General features: G+C 42.9%; 19 protein-coding genes. 3 read left to right on the forward strand and 16 right to left on the reverse strand.

Features of this window, described 5'->3' with window-relative positions; translation table 11 throughout:
- Positions 1–82: 82 nt before the first annotated feature.
- From AC2Q9J_RS02205 to AC2Q9J_RS02245, 9 genes are all read right to left on the reverse strand, one after another.
- Positions 83–817 carry an urease accessory protein UreH domain-containing protein gene (locus AC2Q9J_RS02205; RefSeq protein WP_101803228.1) on the reverse strand — a complete coding sequence of 245 codons (735 nt, stop codon included), beginning with the start codon at positions 815–817 and terminating at the stop codon, positions 83–85.
- 326 nt (positions 818–1,143) lie between these two features.
- On the reverse strand, positions 1,144–2,436 hold the full coding sequence (locus AC2Q9J_RS02210) for an APC family permease (RefSeq protein ID WP_282019656.1): 1,293 nt from the start codon (positions 2,434–2,436) through the stop codon (positions 1,144–1,146).
- A 216-nt stretch (positions 2,437–2,652) separates the two neighbouring features.
- Positions 2,653–2,859 carry a copper chaperone CopZ gene (copZ, locus tag AC2Q9J_RS02215; protein WP_282019655.1) on the reverse strand — a complete coding sequence of 69 codons (207 nt, stop codon included), beginning with the start codon at positions 2,857–2,859 and terminating at the stop codon, positions 2,653–2,655.
- Between the two features lie 43 nt (positions 2,860–2,902).
- Positions 2,903–5,302, reverse strand: a complete 2,400-nt coding sequence (locus tag AC2Q9J_RS02220; RefSeq protein WP_282019654.1) for a heavy metal translocating P-type ATPase — start codon at positions 5,300–5,302, stop codon at positions 2,903–2,905.
- A gap of 510 nt (positions 5,303–5,812) precedes the next feature.
- Positions 5,813–6,718: an alpha/beta fold hydrolase gene (locus tag AC2Q9J_RS02225; protein ID WP_282019653.1), complete on the reverse strand. Its 906-nt coding sequence runs from the start codon at positions 6,716–6,718 to the stop codon at positions 5,813–5,815.
- A gap of 267 nt (positions 6,719–6,985) precedes the next feature.
- Positions 6,986–8,104: an MBL fold metallo-hydrolase gene (locus tag AC2Q9J_RS02230; protein WP_101803408.1), complete on the reverse strand. Its 1,119-nt coding sequence runs from the start codon at positions 8,102–8,104 to the stop codon at positions 6,986–6,988.
- Between the two features lie 78 nt (positions 8,105–8,182).
- Positions 8,183–8,566, reverse strand: a complete 384-nt coding sequence (locus AC2Q9J_RS02235; protein ID WP_101803407.1) for a DUF302 domain-containing protein — start codon at positions 8,564–8,566, stop codon at positions 8,183–8,185.
- 186 nt (positions 8,567–8,752) lie between these two features.
- Entirely contained in the window at positions 8,753–9,334 is a 582-nt protein-coding gene (locus AC2Q9J_RS02240; RefSeq protein WP_101803406.1) for a class I SAM-dependent methyltransferase, read from the reverse strand.
- Between the two features lie 214 nt (positions 9,335–9,548).
- Positions 9,549–9,842: a DUF2243 domain-containing protein gene (locus AC2Q9J_RS02245; protein ID WP_425595561.1), complete on the reverse strand. Its 294-nt coding sequence runs from the start codon at positions 9,840–9,842 to the stop codon at positions 9,549–9,551.
- Positions 9,843–10,031: 189 nt separating this feature from the next.
- Between AC2Q9J_RS02245 and AC2Q9J_RS02250 the strand changes: the two genes are divergently transcribed.
- Entirely contained in the window at positions 10,032–10,364 is a 333-nt protein-coding gene (locus tag AC2Q9J_RS02250; protein WP_101803404.1) for a four-helix bundle copper-binding protein, read from the forward strand.
- A 155-nt stretch (positions 10,365–10,519) separates the two neighbouring features.
- Here the strand turns inward: AC2Q9J_RS02250 and AC2Q9J_RS02255 are convergent, their stop codons facing one another.
- The 5 genes from AC2Q9J_RS02255 to AC2Q9J_RS02275 form a co-directional block, all read right to left on the reverse strand.
- Positions 10,520–10,771, reverse strand: a complete 252-nt coding sequence (locus AC2Q9J_RS02255; RefSeq protein ID WP_101803403.1) for a copper ion binding protein — start codon at positions 10,769–10,771, stop codon at positions 10,520–10,522.
- Positions 10,772–10,995: 224 nt separating this feature from the next.
- On the reverse strand, positions 10,996–11,274 hold the full coding sequence (locus tag AC2Q9J_RS02260; RefSeq protein ID WP_282019651.1) for a glutaredoxin family protein: 279 nt from the start codon (positions 11,272–11,274) through the stop codon (positions 10,996–10,998).
- 19 nt (positions 11,275–11,293) lie between these two features.
- Entirely contained in the window at positions 11,294–13,753 is a 2,460-nt protein-coding gene (locus tag AC2Q9J_RS02265; protein ID WP_499036870.1) for a heavy metal translocating P-type ATPase, read from the reverse strand.
- Positions 13,754–13,771: 18 nt separating this feature from the next.
- The gene (gene copZ, locus AC2Q9J_RS02270) at positions 13,772–13,987 is read right to left on the reverse strand and encodes a copper chaperone CopZ (RefSeq protein WP_101803400.1); all 216 of its coding nucleotides are present in this window, start codon (positions 13,985–13,987) and stop codon (positions 13,772–13,774) included.
- Positions 13,988–14,028: 41 nt separating this feature from the next.
- Positions 14,029–14,487 (reverse strand): CopY/TcrY family copper transport repressor, encoded by a 459-nt coding sequence (locus AC2Q9J_RS02275; protein ID WP_101803399.1) that lies wholly within the window; start codon positions 14,485–14,487, stop codon positions 14,029–14,031.
- An 833-nt stretch (positions 14,488–15,320) separates the two neighbouring features.
- Between AC2Q9J_RS02275 and AC2Q9J_RS02280 the strand changes: the two genes are divergently transcribed.
- Both AC2Q9J_RS02280 and AC2Q9J_RS02285 read left to right on the forward strand, forming a co-directional pair.
- Entirely contained in the window at positions 15,321–15,530 is a 210-nt protein-coding gene (locus AC2Q9J_RS02280) for a YbbN family protein (RefSeq protein ID WP_233208658.1), read from the forward strand.
- Positions 15,531–16,026: 496 nt separating this feature from the next.
- The gene (locus AC2Q9J_RS02285; protein ID WP_101803398.1) at positions 16,027–17,520 is read left to right on the forward strand and encodes a multicopper oxidase family protein; all 1,494 of its coding nucleotides are present in this window, start codon (positions 16,027–16,029) and stop codon (positions 17,518–17,520) included.
- 294 nt (positions 17,521–17,814) lie between these two features.
- Here AC2Q9J_RS02285 and AC2Q9J_RS02290 read toward each other — a convergent pair whose 3' ends face one another.
- Together AC2Q9J_RS02290 and AC2Q9J_RS02295 are read right to left on the reverse strand one after the other, a co-directional pair.
- Positions 17,815–18,249, reverse strand: a complete 435-nt coding sequence (locus AC2Q9J_RS02290; protein ID WP_282019650.1) for a GNAT family N-acetyltransferase — start codon at positions 18,247–18,249, stop codon at positions 17,815–17,817.
- A 1-nt stretch (position 18,250) separates the two neighbouring features.
- Complete coding sequence (locus AC2Q9J_RS02295; protein WP_281863759.1) at positions 18,251–18,913, reverse strand: tetratricopeptide repeat protein; 663 nt, start codon at positions 18,911–18,913, stop codon at positions 18,251–18,253.
- Positions 18,914–19,093 lie beyond the last annotated feature (180 nt).

Consider the following 19,093-nt stretch of genomic DNA (forward strand, 5'->3'; position numbering starts at 1 on the left):
CTTTCTATTCCATTAATTCAAAACTCTTGCTTCTTCTATCCGGTTTACTTTTACTCTTGAGATTTTTAAAAAACTATAATATTCAAATACTCCAGTAAGTTATAGTGTCCAGTACACCTAACATAATTAAAATTACTCCGGAACCTTTTTGCATGTACCATCCGAGTTTTCTGCCCTTTTTCATCACAGCTCCACCAGCTCCGAAATACCAAATCAGAAAAATGGCAATGAACAACGGCACGGAAGTCCCGATGGCGAACAAGCTAGGCAACACCACCCCGTAGGAAGTGGAAAGAACAACAGGCATTAATGTCACAAAGAACAGTACAAACATCGTCGGACAAAACCCTAACGAAAAGCTGACACCGAGTAAAAAGGATCCCATTTTACCCTTTTTAAAAAACTTCTTTGGCACTTCCAGGAATGTCAAAGTCCCTTTCACCTTAAAAATCCCCAGCATAAAAATACCAACAACGATAAATAATGGCCCCACCACTTTTCTGAACCAGGGGAAGTACATTGTGAGTCGGGACTCAAATTCATTCCCTAGCATCCATACCAGCAGTCCCAGTCCGGTAAACACAGTAATCTTTCCTAATGCAAAAAAGATAACTTCAGCCCAGGCTGTTTCTTTTTGAAGCGACTTATTCCCATACAGGGTAATGGCACCAATGTTTCCCGTGAACTGACAAGGAGCCATGGCTCCTACGATCCCGAGCAAAAAAGCAAAAAGAAGAGGGGTACTCATAAAACTATTTGAAAGAGTGATAAAAGGCTGCATCATGGTATTGCTCATCTGACTAATAAATTCATACAACGGAACTCACCAACTTAATCGCATTTTGACTTCTTCATATTAAGGGAAAAGTTTGTAGAAAGTATGAAGTTAAAACCTTACTTCTAACTTCAGGCGAGTTTCTGATACAGGCTACCCCATTGAAGCTAAGGCATGTATGGAAAATATTTTAAAAAAGGTAAACATCAATACAAAAGACCTTTTGTCAGTTATATGTACTGATAAAAGGTCTTTTGTGGTTTATAAAGAATAAATCTTTTGCTTGAAGTCAATTCTATTTTAGCAGATGAGAACGGAAGTTAAATGGCGATGCCATAACTGATCTTCACATATCTTTCGCAAAAACTTTAGGCTGCACGTTTTAAAAAGAAACGTTCCCCTGCAAAAATTACGATGATAAACACAACCGATACGGCGACAACGAATAAGTCAGAGTTCACTTTTACCCAAACAAATGCCGCAAGTACAATGCCATCCAAGGTGAATGCGGTCAAGACGACGAAAGGGTTCGCCCCTACTTTCCTCCGCAAATGCTTGAATACACCCCAATGGATAATCATGTCCATAAACAGGTACAGAATTGCGCCCATCGAGGCGATTCGGCTTAGGTCAAAAAAGATAGTGAGAACCATAGCCAATACAATCGTATAGACTAACGTATGCTTTTGAATGCTGCCGGGCATCCCGAAATGCTTGTGAGGAATGAGTTTCATGTCCGTCAACATGGCCAGCATCCTTGATACAGCAAATACACTGGCGATGATTCCTGAAATCGTTGCAATAATTGCAATTGCTACGGTAAACCAAAGTCCGTAATCTCCAAAAGCAGGCCTTGCAGCTTCTGCAAGTGCATAGTCCTTTGCTTCAATAATTTGATTTAACGGTAAATTGCTTGAAACTGCCCATGCTATCAGCAGATACACAAGTAAACTGATTGAAATAGAAATCATAATGGCTCTGCCGACATTTTTCTTCGGTTTGGTTATTTCGGATCCGCTATTAGTAATGGTAGTAAATCCTTTAAAAGCCAAGACCGTCAATGCGACGGCTGCAATATAACTGGCCATGCTCGGATTCATCGAATTTCCGCCGCCTTCTGCAGGAGCAAAAGAAAATCCTGCAACCCATAAGCCGCCAATTGCAAAAATAGACAAACCAACAATTTTCAATAGCGATGCGATAGAGGTGAACGACTGAATAAAGCTGTTTCCTGAAAGATTCACTAAAAAAGCAAAAGTCAGTAATCCTACACCCAATAATGGAACGAGATAACTGGCCGGATCGCCGCCAAACAGCTGAAGTGTATATGTTCCGAACGTTCTCGCTACCAAACTTTGATTAATCACCATCGAAACCGCCATCAAAAGTGCAGCGGAAGCTGTAATCGTTCCTTTTCCGTACGCTTTGACCAAGAACATGCCAATTCCGCCTGCCGAAGGATATTCATTGCTCATTTTGATATAGGAATAAGCACTGAAAGCAGTGACAATCCCGCCGGCGATAAAAATAAACGGAAACCAAGTCCCTGCAAGTTCCGCCACTTGTCCGAGTAAAGCAAAAATACCGGCACTGATCATGACGCCTGTTCCTAAACCTACAGCTCCAGTCAAGGATATACTGTTCTTTTTGTAGTTTGACATTCCAGGTTCCTCCGTTCTACTTGATGACCTCATGCGTCTGTATTCCCTCTTTTAATTGGATTATTCGCTACATTACCGGCCACTGTAACGAACGATTATATAGAAATTTTGAAGCTGACAAATAAATTAATAAACTTCTACATTAAATGATTGAAAAGAAAAGGCTATCCCACAAGTCAGCAGCAATTACCGACCTGAAGAGATAGCCCTTCTCCTTCACTTGACGTCATACCCCTGTTCTTCGACTGCTTCTTTCATACTGTCGGCCGTGACTTCTGAATTGTTGTAAGTTACGTCTGCAATCCCTTTTGTCACGTCTACTTTAACTTCCTGGACGCCCTGGAGGTTCCGCAATGCCCCATCCACTGCTGTTTTGCAATGGTCACAAGTCATGCCTTCAATCTTTAACGTTGTCTGCTCCACTTCGCATTCACCTCCCTTCAAAACAGGTGCGAAGTCCTTTCATTTACGTATGACGGGGCTTCCACCGCTTCAAAAATAACGTGTTTGTGACAACGGATACCGAACTGAACGCCATGGCGGCACCCGCCAAAATCGGATTTAACAATCCAAAGGCTGCAACAGGAATCAAAAGGATGTTATACCCAAACGCCCAGGCGAGATTCTGTTTAATCTTTCGCATGGTCGCCTGTGACAGCTGGATGGTCTCGACAATAGCAAGCAAATCACCGCTCATGAGCGTAATATCCGCTGCTTCGATCGCGACATCTGTTCCAGTTCCAATGGCAATGCCCACATCAGCCGTCGCAAGTGCTGGAGCGTCATTGATGCCATCACCTACCATCGCTACTCTTTTGCCTTCCTGTTTCAACTTCTCCACTTGTTCCGCCTTGCCTTCAGGCAGCACTTCTGCCAACACCCGATCGACACCGACTTCTGCAGCGATGGCTTGGGCGGTCCGTTCATTGTCACCAGTCATCATGATCACTTCAATGCCAAGTGCTTTCAATTCACGAATCGCCTGCCGTGACGTTTTCTTCACTGTATCCGCCACTGCGACATATCCGAGAAGACTCCCGTCTTCTGCCGCCATCATAACCGTTTTTCCTTTTTCCTCCAACGCTTCAATCTCAGTTTTGTAGGATTCAAGAAGTATATCTTCGCGTTCCATCAGTTTCTTGTTGCCCACTGCCAGCCTTTTGCCGTCAATGCTTGCATAGATGCCATGCCCGGGCACCGCCTCAAAATTCGTCGCATCACTAAGCTGAATTTTCTTTTCTTTTGCTTTCTGGATAATTGATTGGCCAAGGGGATGTTCAGAACCGGTTTCTGCACTGGCAACCAACCGGAGCAGTTCATCTTTGTCTATTCCAAACGCTTTTACATCCGTCACTTCCGGTTCCCCTTTTGTTATGGTTCCGGTTTTGTCGAGTATGATGGCATCCACATTTCGAATTAACTGCAAATACTCTGCGCCCTTAATCAGGACGCCATGTTCGGCCCCTTTTCCGGTACCCACCATTATTGCCGTCGGAGTAGCGAGCCCCAACGCACAAGGACACGCGATTACCAGTACCGCAACTGCACTGACTAGAGCCGCTGAAAAATCGGTAAAATAGAATGTAATCAAAAACGTTAGTATGGCGATACCGATAACAATCGGCACAAAGATACCGGAAATCTTATCAGCCAGATTTTGGATTGGCGCTTTCGAACCTTGCGCTTCTTCCACCATCCGTATGATTTGGGAAAGAGCCGTATCCTTGCCTACTTTTGTCGCTTTCATCTTAATAGATCCGTGCTTATTAATGGTTGCCCCAATCAGCATATCACCCTGCTCTTTTTCAACAGGCAGACTTTCACCAGTCAGCATGGATTCATCCACGGATGTCTGGCCTTCGACGATTTCTCCGTCGACCGGTATTTTTTCCCCTGCTTTTATCAGCAACAGGTCGCCGGACTCCACATCTTCCACCGGAACATCCACTGTCTCGCCATTCCGGATTACATGCGCTGTTTTCGCTTGCAACCCCATGAGTTTTTTCAAGGCTTCTGATGTTTGCCCTTTCGCCCGGGCTTCCAGCACTTTCCCGAGGATAATTAACGTAATGATGACGACTGAAGCTTCAAAATAGAATCCGCTTTCGGCACCCAACAATAGCAAAGCCGTGCTGTATAAATAAGCTGCCAATGTTCCTAAAGCCACCAGGACATCCATATTGGCACTTCCGCCGCGCAAGGAGTTATAAGCCCCGCGAATAAAACGCCAACCGATGGTGAACTGCACGATAGTAGCCAAAATGAACTGAAGCCAGCCCGGCATCATCAATGCATGATTTCCAGTGAACTCGCCAATCATGGCAACCAGGAATGGGATCGAAATAATCGCTCCAACAATAAAGGCGTTTCGCTGCTTTTTATACTGCTGTTTCTTAACGGCCTTTTCTGCATCTGCATTTTCCTTCACCGCTGGCTTTGCGTCATACCCAGTTTTCTTCACTCTGCCGATGAGCGTATCCACATCCGTTTTTCCGTTGATGTACTTAACGGTCGCTTTTTCGCTGGCCAGATTGACATTCGCTTGAATGACACCCTCCGTTTTACTGAGAACTTTTTCAATTCGAGTGGCGCAAGCAGCACACGTCATTCCACTGAGCGAAAGTTCGATACGCTCTTCAGTGACGCCGTAGCCGGTTTTTTCGACCCGGCTGATCAGTTCGTCGACACTGGTTTTGGATTCATCAAATACGATTGTGGCCTTTTCATTAGCGGGATTGACAGCTGCGCTTTTAACGCCATTTACTCTGGAAAGACTTTTTTCCACACGGTTAGAACAGGCCGCACAAGTCATCCCAGTTATACCAAGCGTGATTCGTCGCTGATTATCTATTTTAGATTCTGCCATTTTAAAAACCTCCTTTTAACACGTTCCTGTATTCTATACTTCAATTGTAGATATCTATGTTTTCTTCTACAATAGATTCACCTTTCAATGAATTTTTGTCTGGTGGTCTATTCTTTGAAATAGCATTAACCAAAAATCGCCCTTGTTTATCGACAGGAATTCTATTGTTCCTGCCACCAGTTAAGTGGCTAGATCGAATAAAAAGAACAATGGCGTTTTTCAGCTTAATTTTCCCTGCTTTCATACATACAGCATAGTATAAATTATAAAATTGAAGAATCTGTGAAGATTCGAGGTTTCTACAAATATATAACTTTTTATAGTCAATCAGCTTTCGTTACTACTTTGAACTCCGAAAGACTGCTGAATTAGACAGAAGAGTAAAAGGGGAGGGCTATTAAGCGAATGCGTTTCGCTTAATAGCCCTCCCCTTTTACTCTTTGCCTCTTGAAATTTTTCTTTTTTCTTATTTTGATTTAGTTCTGATAACACATGATATGTAAACTGAATCTAGTTTAATTTTATCCTCGCCGCTGTCTCTTGTATTGCTGCAATTATATAGTCAGGACGATCAAGATGTAAGGAGTGTCCTGACTTTTCCGCAAAATCTACCCTACTCTTTTTTGAAAGTTTGGCTTGTTCTTTGATTAATTGTTCCCATGTATTTTCAAGAAGCCTTAATTCTGATTCAGGTAGCCCTTCTTCTACTCCCTGCTGAATGACGTATTCCTTATCCCGGCCAATTACTAACAGAGGGGTATCAGGAATCGGTCCTAATTCTTTAATAATCTTTGCATCTGCTTTCCAGTTCTCTACCTCACTCTTCATGGCTTTGTACAAATTAGGTTTCTGCTGAAAGTTAATTAATCTTTCTTGTACAGGCACAGGCAATCTTTTCTGATTTTCTGTTAGGATAGGCAAAATAATGTTGCGCAACTCTTTTTCAGTTAAATCTGCATTAGCCTGGCAGTCTTCTAACCAATCTTCATCAGAAGAGTTTTGGTTTAAGACAGGAAGGTCCAGTGCATCCAGCTTTTCTAAATCATGGGAAGTAGAGTCTACTAGCACTAAAGCTCCCACTTTATGAGGATAGACCTTTGTGAAATGCTGCGCACATAACCCGCCATAGGAATGGCCAACCATTACAACCGGTTCAGCTATTTCTAGGATAGCTAACAAGCGATGCACTTCTTCTACAGTACTGGTAGTGGTGCGATTTTCTTCTTCAATTTTACTTTCCCCAAGTCCCGGCCGATGGAACATAATAATCCTGTTTGTTTTACTTAAAGTTTGTGCCACTTCAACCCATTCATCGAATGAACAGCCCATTCCAGTTAAAATTAGGATAGGAGTTCCCTGATCCCCCTGTTGGAATATCTCCATTCGTTTATTGTTAAGACTCACAAAACTTCTCATCTTTACTCTCCTCACAATGAAGTGCGTTCAGAACTATTCTTAAGTTCCTCTTATATATTTTAACATTAGAATTTGTTTACCACTTTATAAAAATAGTGTTCGTAAAAGTACACTTTTACAGACAAAAGAGGAAGGCGGGCGCTAATCAGCATCCGTCTTCCTCTTGTGTTCTATATTTGAACTGACAATTAAAAACGGATAACCCGTTGACCTGTGCCCAGTTTAGGGCTAACTGTTTCCGCGGTCAAGGATTATCCGTTTCTTCTATTAGACAGCGCAGTTGTTCGGGCCTGTCTCCATTTCTTTTGCTTCTTCAGGCGGCGGATTGATTTTGCCCATATTTGTCTGCCGTATTTCCTCATAGGCATTCGGCTGGTCTTTCAAGCCTTCCGTCACCCGCTTGATGAATTTCTCTTCATCGTTTATCTGCAGGCCTTCATTGTTCCGATAGAGGACAGACAGTTTCTCGGAAACACTGCCGTCTTCATTCAGTTCACTGACGTCCGCGTAATGGGCTGGAAGCACAAGCAGATCATCGGCCAATTTTTTGTAACGGTGATAGAGGGTTTCATACAGATCATCTGCCCAATCTCCCGCTTTACCGGCCAGATCCGGCCGCCCGATGGATTCCACAAACAGAATATCCCCCGTCAGCAGATACTTATTGTCGATCACGAAAGTCGTGCTGCCGATGGTATGCCCTGGGGAATACACTGCTTCGATTAGTGCGCTCCCGACTTCAAGTTTCATCCCGTCGGTAACTGGCTCAAAACTAAAGACGACTTCTTCCGCATCATCCGGCGGCAGATAATAGGAGGCACCGGCCGCGTCCGCCAGCTTTTTCCCTCCAGAGATGTGGTCAGCGTGCAAATGCGTGTCGATGACATGGTTAATCTGGATGCCGTTTTTTCTGGCAAATTGTTCGTAGGTTTCCGTCATGCGACTGGCATCGATGACTGCAGCCACTCCGTCCGATTCGATCAGGTAGGACAGGCAGCCTTTACCGAGACGAACAAATTGATAGATGGATCCACCATTCACTTCGCCAATTTTGACCGGTTCGAGCTGTTCACTCCAAGAAGCCATCCCGCCTTCGATTGAATAAACATTGTCAAATCCGTTTGCAGTCAGAAACTCAGCTGCTTTCTGGGAGGTATTCCCTTTGGCGCACACCGTGTACAACGGTTGATGTTGCGGGAGCTCTTTCAGTTCCATTCGACTGGACCCTTTCAACTGCTCCAAAGGGATATTGATTAAATGCACCTGTTTTCCTTCAATTCGCCAATCCTCTGATGACTCTTTGTCTCGGACATCCAATACATAAACCGGTTCCTGGTTCATTACCTGGTCTGCAATGTCTTGTGGAGATATTGATTTTACCGTCATGTTGAATTCCTCCTAGCACTCAGCCCAATTATTACGGGAAGGGGTATATTATCATATAAAAAATATAGCCACTAGCCGTTACTTCGACTTGTCAATGCAGCCGATCAATCGTTCTTCAATATCTACCGCAATTTTTTTGATGGAATCATTATTAACCATTTCAATCAACGCACTCGGCTTCGGCATGCCGATTTTCGTGGTGCCGTTTTCTTCATAGACGACAATTTTGCAGGGAAGAAAGTAGCCGACCAGCAGGTCTTCTGACAGTACCCGGTTCGCTTCCTGCGGGTTGCAGACTTCAAGTACTGTAAATGGCGTGTCAAAGTCAGTGCCTTTTTCCTGAAGTTTGGCCGTTAAGTCAAAGTTCCATAGAACGCCGAACTTTTCTGCCTTTAAATTCTCCTCAAGCGTCTGAACAGCTTCGTCTCTGCTTTTTGATGTTTCTACCGTGTAATTGAACATGTTAGTGCACCTCTCTTTTTGTAAAATCATTCTTTTGATAAAATTCCCTCATTTACCCGAACAAAACCTATTTTTATTAACTCGTTCTTTAGAACTTCTCAATAACGATAAATACAAGAAACGCGAATCCTGCCAGGAACGCAATTCGTTGAGACGGTCATAATGAATTCCATAAAATTTTCATGATTATCCCTTTCCTTTCACAAGCTTCGCAACGATTGCGTAATGGATATCATTCAACTGAATAGTTTCTGAATGGAATCCATTCTTCTCCAGCAGTTTCTTCATTTCCTCCGAAGAAATTTTATCTCCCAGGGGTGGACCGATCTCCGTCTGAACCGCTTCCCATTCGATTAACAGGAAGATACCGTCAGGCTTTAAAATTCTTCTTACGTCGCTGAGGGCCTTATGAAAATCAGGGACTTCATGAATGACGAACGCAGCCATTACCTTGTCCACTGTTTTATCTTCCAAAGCAATGTCTTCCAAATCACTTTGGATATAGTGAATATTCTCAACCGATTCTTTTTCCGCAGTCTCTTTTAGCATGGACAGCATTTTGGGTTCAATATCAACCGCATAAACTGGATATTCCGTTTTTTTAGCCAGCGGAATAGTAAAGTAACCATTCCCGGCGCCTAAGTCGGCTACAACGTCATTCTTTCCAACCTCTAAATAGTGCACAATTTTTTCTGCTGGCAGCAATGCTTGACGTTCCTCACTTAGTAATACTCCTGCTTTATTGGGATTAAATCTCTTTTCAACCATGTTATGGCGCCTCCCTTAAAACCCCTGGGGGTATTATTTCATATAAGCATATCGTTTAATCCGTCCCAAAACAACAGATTCGGTTTAAAGGGATATTGACAGGATTGTCAATAAAAATACCGGAGTTCGCTTCCTCCTTACTCTCCTACTACTTCCTCTATTTAAAAAGAAGGATTTAAACTATTCGACTAAGAACATCAGTCATATTTGTAAATTAGGATTTACTAGATGGATTCCTTGTTTGCAACAGTAGAACAATTCCAATTAACAAAAGGAATCCCCCAGCCAGGTTCCATGCTAAATCGTAAGGCAGAGTATTGACATTGTAACGAACTTGGTGAATCCTTAAAATTTCATGAGCGACGATGCCATCAAAAACCTGGAATGTTCCCAAGCCTAAAAATACGCTGCCAATCCATTTTTTCTTCCATAAGGCGCCTCTCCTGCGCAGGTCTGCAAATAGAAAGAGTGAACCTATAGCTGCAAACCAAGCAAAAGAGTTAAGCAGGCCTTTTCATTTTGTATCGGAAACCATGCAAGAATAGCAGGGGATTCCCCAAAAAACAAAAAAGTTTTTCTTGAAATCCCTAAAAATCGTGCAGTTTCTGTGGAGTTTTGGAAATCCTGTTTAGTAGTGAAGGCAGGGGGAAGAGTTAGTAGTGAAGCAAGAAAAATAAAATAAAATGGAGGTTTTAACGTGGCACATGAACAACATCAGGAACTCATTCGGATTTTGCACGACTGCGCAGCAGAATGCAACCACTGTTTTGACGCTTGTCTGAAAGAAGAAGACGTGAAGATGATGACTCAGTGCATTCGGTTGGACCGAGAATGTGCGGATATCTGCGCATTGTTGGAACAGGCAATCTCCCGCAATTCACCGTTTGTGTCGGAACTGGCGGCAGTTTGTGCGAAAATTTGTGAAGCCTGTGGAGACGAATGCGCGAAGCATGCTGAGCACCATGAACACTGTAAACGCTGTGCGGAAGCTTGCCGCAAATGCGCAGAAGCTTGCCGGAGCATCGCTTAATCGAAACAAAAGGCCCGTCGGAAAGAGAATTCTTTCCAGCGGGCCTTTTGTTTAATGACCGATCGACAAGTTGTTGGATTAATATAACCATTTGATAAATAAAGGAGCTACCTGTTTTTTATGGTCTTAAGAATTCAGGACAGCCTTTTTCAAAATCAATGACAGCAAGAATCGCCACGGCCGCCTTCTTCAACAGATTCATCGACCACCTCGTAGCCCGTTTCTTTAATCGCCTGTTTAATTTCAGCCAAATCAATTGTACGTTCATTGAAAGTGACAGCTACTTTTCCGTCAGAAAGTTGAACTTTAACTGATTCCACGCCATTTCTTTCACTCACATTTCCCTCGATTTTATTCACGCAAGATCTGCATGACATTCCTGGCACAGTTAGTGTTGTTTGTTGCATTTAAATTCCTCCTATAATTTTATTGAGTTAAATTGAGTGTTCATTACCTTACCCCTGTAAGGTATCTGATTTTGTTTTAATAAAGCTGTTTCTATTTGATGAATCACCTGTATGAACAGCAGGTGATTCTCCCTTTTACCTCATCCCTTAGTGTCTATTCCATGTTCTTCTGCAAAAGAGACGAATGGCCCGTGAAGAGGAAAAGAATGACTGAATTGCTTTTTTCACTTTGTTAACATGCTAATGATTTCATTCTTGTTGTTCTCAAAACCAGTAAAGTGTTTGATCAGCTTTCTTTTGCCGAATAACCCTTTTTTATAAAAAGCAAACAGCGGAACGATCCGCGTGCCAGAAATCTTTTTTAACTCTTCCTCTAAGCTAAGGTTTTGGCTTACATCTTTGTTGGCATAAGGAATGTGATTAGAAACTAAATATTTTTTTGCGTCTTGGCAATCGGAACATGTCGGCCTTGTATATAATTCAAGTTCCAGTTTATCTTCCATTTCAACCTCTCTCCTTTCCTTAATTAGTGACTGACGGTTTAAACTGTTTCAAACGCAAAGCATTTACTACTACCGAAACGGAACTTAAGCTCATTGCAGCGCCAGCAAGCATCGGGTTTAATAAGGGGCCGCCAAGGAGATAGAAAATTCCCATGGCAAACGGAATGCCTAGTACGTTATATGCAAAGGCCCAGAATAAGTTTTGTTTAACATTTCGAATGGTTGCCTTACTTAATTCCACAGCTGTTGAAACATCCAGTAAATCACTTCTCATGAGGACGATGTCTGCAGATTCCACTGCAACATCCGTACCTGAACCAATGGCTATGCCAATATCGGCTTGTACGAGGGCGGGTGCATCGTTGATGCCATCCCCCACCATGGCCACTTTCTTGCCTTCTGCCTGGAGTTTTTTCACTTCATTTGCTTTGTCTTCTGGCAATACTTCGCTCAATACACGATCAATTCCGACTTGTTTGGCAATAGCCTCAGCTGTGCGTTTATTGTCGCCGGTGATCATTGCCACTTCGATGCCCATCTTTTGAATTTTTTCAATGGCTTTTAAGCTGTTTTCCTTGACTGTATCGGCTACTGCAATGATCCCCGCAATTCTGTTGTCAATCGCAATGTACATGGGCGTTTTCCCTTGACCGGCTAACTCATCTGATGTGGTGGCCAGTGTATCCAAGGAAATATTGCGTACATCCATTAATTTTCTGTTGCCAGCCAGTACAGCTTTGCCATCTATCGTTACTTCAATTCCATGTCCGGGGATAGCTTTAAAGTCTTCTGCCTTCATAAAGGCAAGCCCTTTTTCTTCTGCTCCCTTAACAATGGCTTCACCTAATGGATGCTCAGAGCCCTTTTCCGCAGATGCTGTTAATTGCAGCAATTCTCTTTCAGAGATTTCCTTTGTCGTGACAATGTCTGTCACTTTAGGTTTCCCTTCGGTAATCGTACCTGTTTTATCAAATACGATCGTTTGGATTTTATGGGTTGTTTCCAGTGCACCACCGTTTTTGATTAATACCCCGTTTTCGGCACCCTTACCGGTACCAACCATAATCGCAGTCGGAGTGGCAAGGCCAAGAGCACATGGGCAGGCAATCACTAAAACGGAAATAGCAATCGTTAAGGCGAAGAGTCCTGTTTCTCCTCCGAAATACCACGCTAATGCAGAAAGAATGGCAACTCCAATAACGATCGGCACAAAATACCCGGAAATAATATCCGCCAATTTAGCAATCGGTGCTTTAGAGCCTTGTGCGTCTTCTACTAGTTTAACGATCTGGGATAAGGCGGTGTCTTTTCCCACTTTGGTTGCTTGATATCGGATTGTGCCATTCTTGTTGATACTTGCCCCTATGACATTGTCGCCAGCATTCTTTTCTACTGGAATGCTTTCACCCGTCAACATGGATTCGTCAACAGATGTTATGCCTTCTGTTACCACACCATCGACTGGTATTTTTTCACCTGGTTTAACGATGACAATATCCCTTACAACTACTTCATCAACAGAAACTTCTGTTTCTTCTCCATTTCTTACAACCAGTGCAGTCTTTGGCGCTAATCCCATCAATTTTTCAATGGCTTCTGATGTTTTACCCATGGAACTGACTTCAAGGTATTTCCCCAGCGTAATCAACGTCAGGATGACAGCGGCAGACTCGTAATAGAGATTTTCTGCATAACCGGAATAACCTAACCAAATCGCTAGTGTTGCCCCTAGACTGTAGAGGAATGCCGCACTGGTTCCTAAGGCGACCAAAGAATACATATTTGGATGTCCTCTAAATAACGTCTTATAGCCTACTGTGAAAAAATTCCAGCCAAGAATCATGACCGGTAGCGTCAAAATGAGTTGGAGCAGTGAAAACCATTCCGGATTTTCCATTGGATTTACTATTTCCGGCAGTGGCAAGCCTACCATATGGCCCATCGAGATATAGAGCAAGGGAATGGTGAAGGCGACTGAACCTGAGAATCGTCTCCACATGGCTTTAATGCTCTTTTGTTTTTTCTCTTTTTCTTCGTTGGCCGAATCCGATGTTTCCATGTCTTCCTTTGCTTCATATCCTGCATCTGAAACTGCTTGCGTAATAGCTGATACCGACACCCTTGCCGGGTCGTACTGGACCAGCAGTTTTTCCGTAGCCAAATTGACATTCGCTTCGATGACCCCGTCCATTTTCCTTGTGGCTTTTTCAATGGTTTGGACACAAGAGGCACACGTCATCCCGGTTACATTAAATGACTTCTGCTCAGTCACTGTTAATGCCTTATACCCGGCCTTATCAACAGCCGCTTGGATATCCGGTACGGATACCTCGCTCTCGTCAAAACTGACATTCAATTTTTCAGTAGCCAAGTTTACATTGGCTTCTTGTACACCCGGCAATTTCCGGGTTGCTTTTTCTACTGTCTGCACACAAGAGGCACACGTCATGCCTTCTATTGTCAATGTTTCTGTTGTCATTCTTTTTCAACTCCTTTTCTAAAGAACCGGTTCAGCTTCATATCCGGCTTCCTTTACGGCAGCCGTCAAGTTGTCCACCCCTTGGACTTTATCATCATATTTAACCTTGGCAGTCCCTTTTTTCAGGTTGACTTTCGCTTTTTCAACGCCTTGAAGGTCTTGCAATGCCGTTTCAATTTTATTCACACAATGAGCACAGCTCATTCCGGTAATTTCCAGAGTAATTTTCTTCATGATTCTCTCTCCTTTTTCACCTTTTTCTTTTCGGTGCCAGTTTAGTGCCTCGATGAACAAGTATGACCCTTGCATTTACACTGTCCGGGAACACAACTGCACGGGACTTCTTCAACGGCCTCTTTTTTCTTCAATTCAAGTGCCTTTTCCAATTTTTCGATATCCTGAAAACTCAACGTTGCTTTTGAAATTAAGTCAACGATTGTATTGCCTACGTCTCTATTGCAGATATTCTCGAATGTTTCATAGAGGGTACTCTTGATAAAGTCTCTTTCACTGACCGTAGCGGAATAGATAAACTTCTTTCCGTCTATTTCGGTATGAAGCATGCCTTTAGTTACAAGCCTTCCAATGAACGTTTTAGTCGTCGCCGGCTTCCAGTCCCTTTTTTGCTGCAACACTTCCCTGACTTCTTTGCTGGTAACGGTCTCTTGCGCCCAAACGACACGCATGATTTCCCATTCGGAATCGGTAATTTTAAAATCGGCTTCAGTATGCATGATTTCACTCCCTTTCTTCTTTAGCAGTTGTAATCCGGCAGGTGGTCATAATTTCCATCTGTCATCACTATTTGTAAAAGCCTCATAAAAGCTTACATTTGTAATCGACTTCATGTTATTAGTTTACATTTGTAATCGGTTGTTGTCAAGTCTTTTAATTACCTTTGTCAAAAACCATAAAAGCACCTTGAAAATAAGGGTTATTTAAATCTATACTTTCTTTTTTACTATGCAAATTGTCAACTCAAGTCGAACGAATTAAACAAAAATCGGCTGGCATGAGCCAGGTGCCATACCGGACTCGTGCCAGCCGATTAGCTGCACGACTCAAACTTTAACTTTAAGGATCACTACCGTCCCTGCTTCTCCTATAAGTCGGATGTTAACAGAGTACTGAACTCCTGAATTTTTCTTCTTTCATTTATTTATGAAATCATTGGCCTCTAAAGTTTGATGAATCAAATACATCTGGCAAAGCGAATAGAATCCGGAGCATATAAAGTAAGTTAATTATATCCAGACAAATTTGAAACCCATTTGATAACCTTTCGCCCATCTGGGGATCGCATATTCAAAGCCTGCTCTCAATTGTCTTCCTACTTTGAAGGGTATAAATGAGCCTCCACGGATAAAACCTTCCGCTCTCCTTAGTCGCTTTACCTTCTCCAAAGAGGGTATATAAGTAAAAAGAATTTAGGAGTGAAAAAATGAAAGAACTTGCCTCAATGGAAGAAGTGAAGTCTTTTAGTGAAGAACCGGGATTGCAGTTTCTCTATGTCTTAACAACTCATTGAAGTGTCTGCCACGGTTTACTTCCTCAGGTGGAGGAAGTTATGCATGACTTTCCGCGTATCCAAACAAGTCTTGCAAATGCCGAGGACATTCCCGAACTTGTCGGTTTTCTCTCTATTTTCACAGTACCGGTCCTCATTTTATTTGCTGATGGAAAAGAGATGCTAAGAGAAGCTAGAATTGTTCATGTAGAGGAATTTAAACGAAAAATCGGCAAAATATATGAGGCGTTCTACTCTTCGGATCAATGAAAAATACCAGAGACGAACGGTTTTTCTGAAATCGTTTGCTTTTTTATGCACATATTATCGATTGATTGTTACAATTTCTGTTCAACAAATGTGGCTCATCATATTGCTGGTTTGTTTGAATCTCATTCTTGATGCTTACTCGATTGATAAAAATATTCTTTTCACTTATTTCTCCATACTTTTTCAACAAATTGCGCGTATACTGCATTAATAAAATCATAGAATGGAGGATAAGCGAGAAAATTTTAAATCTCTCACCCGATTATCGAACAGAAAATGCTGAGAGAGCCCAGATTTACGTGAAAGTAGATAAATCCTTTTTGTATGTATCGTATCTACTAGACTTCATTAAACATCACAATCAGCTCTGCGCGAGCTTGCTCGGTTCCTCAATGCCAGCAGTATCCCTACATGCCGCCGGCAAATGAATAAGCTTCCTGCAAACAAAGCTTAAAGATTCACCTAAAAATACTTGCAATGAAAGGAAATCAAAGAAATGAGAAAAATGATTTTAGGTTCAGTCGCCCTCAGTTTCATCTTAATGGGCTGCAGCGACAATGAAAGTTCTAAACAATCACAGGAGTCACCGATGAGCAATGGAAATATGGATGGTCAGAGCATGGGCGGCATGAATCAAGAAGGCGCGATGGACCATGGGAATGTGCCGTCCCTCGAATCCTCCGAAGGGATTAACGAGCTGCTTATCCCCCCTGTCTTGGAAAAGCAACAAGGCCAAGAATTCGATTATGAAGTTACCGCCCAGGAAGGCGCCACTGAATTTTTCGAGGGCGTCTCGACTGACACCTACGGGTATAACGGCAATCTGCTGGGTCCCACGCTTAGGCTGGAAGAAGGCGAACGTGTAACTGTCAAAATCACAAATGAATTGGATGAGCCGACAACATTCCATTGGCACGGTCTTGAAGTTCCTGGTGAAATAGATGGCGGCCCACGCGGTGATATCCAGCCGGGTGACAGCCAAATCATCACTTTAGAAGCGGATCAGCCGGCTGCCACCCTGTGGTACCATCCCCATGTCCATGGCTCAACAGCTGAACAAGTTTTCAAAGGCCTTTCCGGGATGCTGCTCATTGATGAGGCATCTGGCTCTGAGCCCGAGCTTCCTAATGAGTACGGAGTTGATGATATCCCCCTCATTTTCCAGGACCGCTTGTTTGATGAAAACAAGCAATTGAACTACGATAGCCTCATGGATGTTGACGGAACCTTAGGCGATACCTCTATCGTCAATGGAACCGTTAATCCCAAACTGACCGTCACTAAACCCGTCATGCGCTTTCGGCTTTTGAACGGAGCGAATGCGCGAAATTACACATTCCGCTTGAGCAACGGCGCCAGCTTCACGCAAATTGCTTCTGATGGTAGCTTGCTGGATGAACCGGTTGAAACCGAGACGCTGACACTAGCCGCTTCGGAGCGCGCTGAGATTCTGATCGACTTTTCATCCATGACTGATGAGGAGTCCCTGGCCATCATCAATGAGGAAGGCGCAGAATTACTGCCGTTTGATGTAGCTCTCGATGATTCTCCGGCTGGTTCGGCTGAAACGTGGACAGCGGATGAGCCATTCCTGAGCGAACAGGAAAAGGCGATGCCTGTCGCGAAGGAAATTGAGTTGTTCGGAATGATGGATATGGTGACGATCAACGGCAAGAAATTTGATCCGGACCGCATCGATCTGCGCCAGGAACAAGGCGTTACGGAAGTATGGGAAGTTTACAATAAGCCGGATATGATGGGCGGCATGATCCACCCCTTCCATATTCACGGCACTCAATTCAAAATCATTTCCCGTGATGGCAAGGAACCCCAGCCGAACGAACAAGGGTTAAAAGATAGCGTGCTGGTCGAGCCTGGTGAAAGGGTGAAATTACTTGTCACGTTCCCTGAAGAAGGTATTTTCGTTTTCCATTGCCATATTTTGGAACATGAAGATAATGGCATGATGGGGCAAGTTGAAGTGTATTAGCCATTTAAAGGACAGATGGAGAAATTGAGCGACAGGATAAAGTGTGCAAGGAAAAAACGTCCCGATTGTTATATGCAGTAACCAGGGGCACGGACCTAAAAACATAAAACAACTAAAAACGCCTTGCATTGAAAAAGGGGATGGAAATACCCAAAGTTCAATACATGGCGTTTTTTTGTATGGATTCAAAAAAGGGTCAAAAAAAGGATCAACGAAAAGGGCTTTGATTCTTTCCTCATATTATATTTAAACAACTTACGGTAACCTCATGAAATGTTAACTAATATAGTATTATTATTTATTAAATTCAATCTCAAACTCGGGTGTTTCTTCATCGTACCCTAAGCTCTTGCATCCAATCCTTTCATAGAAGTGAACCGATTCCTTGCTGGCATTCCATTGGAGCCACGTTGCATTGACCGATTTGCACCAATCACACGTCGCTTCCATCAGCTGACGTGCAAGTCCTTCCCTCCTGTGTTCAGGCAAGATATATAAATCATGCAATCGACAAGTTTTTTTTCCAAGGCGCAGGTGGAAGCCATAATCTTGCGCTATCGCATAACCTACCGCTTGTCCTCCGCGAAATACACCAATAAACATATAGTTTGGGTTCTGCACAGTTTCTTTAAATCGTTCTTGCAAACCTCGTGTTTCCACTTTTCCCATGTTCATTAACAGCCCCGATATAATCTCGAATTCTTCTTCCTGAACGCTTCTAATGGTCATTCTATGCTTCTCCCTCTTTCGATACCTCATCTCCATGCAGTTCCAATAAACCTTGAATTTCCTCTACAGCTACACGATCTTCAGCTTCTTTAAATGCTGAGAGGGCTTTTTGGAAAGCATTTTCTGCTTCATTAAACTGGGATGTAACTACTCCTAATTCCCCCATCCCTCTATACGCACAGCCTTGGGCTACCAAACTTTCCGCCAAGACCGCATATTCCAGCGATTGATTCAATAGGATGGTTGCTTCCGTGTACTTTTTCTCTTTTATGGCGATGGAACCCCGTTCATAAAAGTTGGCAGCAAAGCCAACGTAGAAGTCGGGGAAATGACGAGCCCAAATTTCACCTTCAGTAGCAAAAAAGTCCGCGGCCAGTTGATAATTTCCAGCCATTCGCTCCACCATTCCCAATTGATGCAGAGCCATCGCTTCTTCTTTCAAGTTGGATTCCCTCTTAGAAATCTCCAGTAGTTCCTGATAGTATACAGTGGCTTTTCCAAACTGCCCTTGAAAGCTTTTGACATAGCCAAGTCCATTTAAAGCCGCCTTATAGGACGTTGAGGTTTTATCGGGTATGCTTCTCAAACATGAAAGATAGATCTCTTCGGCTTGCTGAAATTCTCCTTTATCGAAAAGGTCGAATGCCACATCGAGTTCCTGCATCTACTTCACTCCAATCCTTGAACCCAACCTGTTCTTTGTTTGGTTCCAATCTTTAACAAAAACAGTGGATACTACTTAAATAGATTCGAGGTATTACTAAATATTTCCTTTATTGATCAATAAATTAGTGTTAGAAAAAATTTTGTAAAACTACACTTTCATAGACAAAAAATATGAGAC

The sequence above is a fragment of the Planococcus sp. RAB007_Raresut genome, assembly GCF_057369535.1.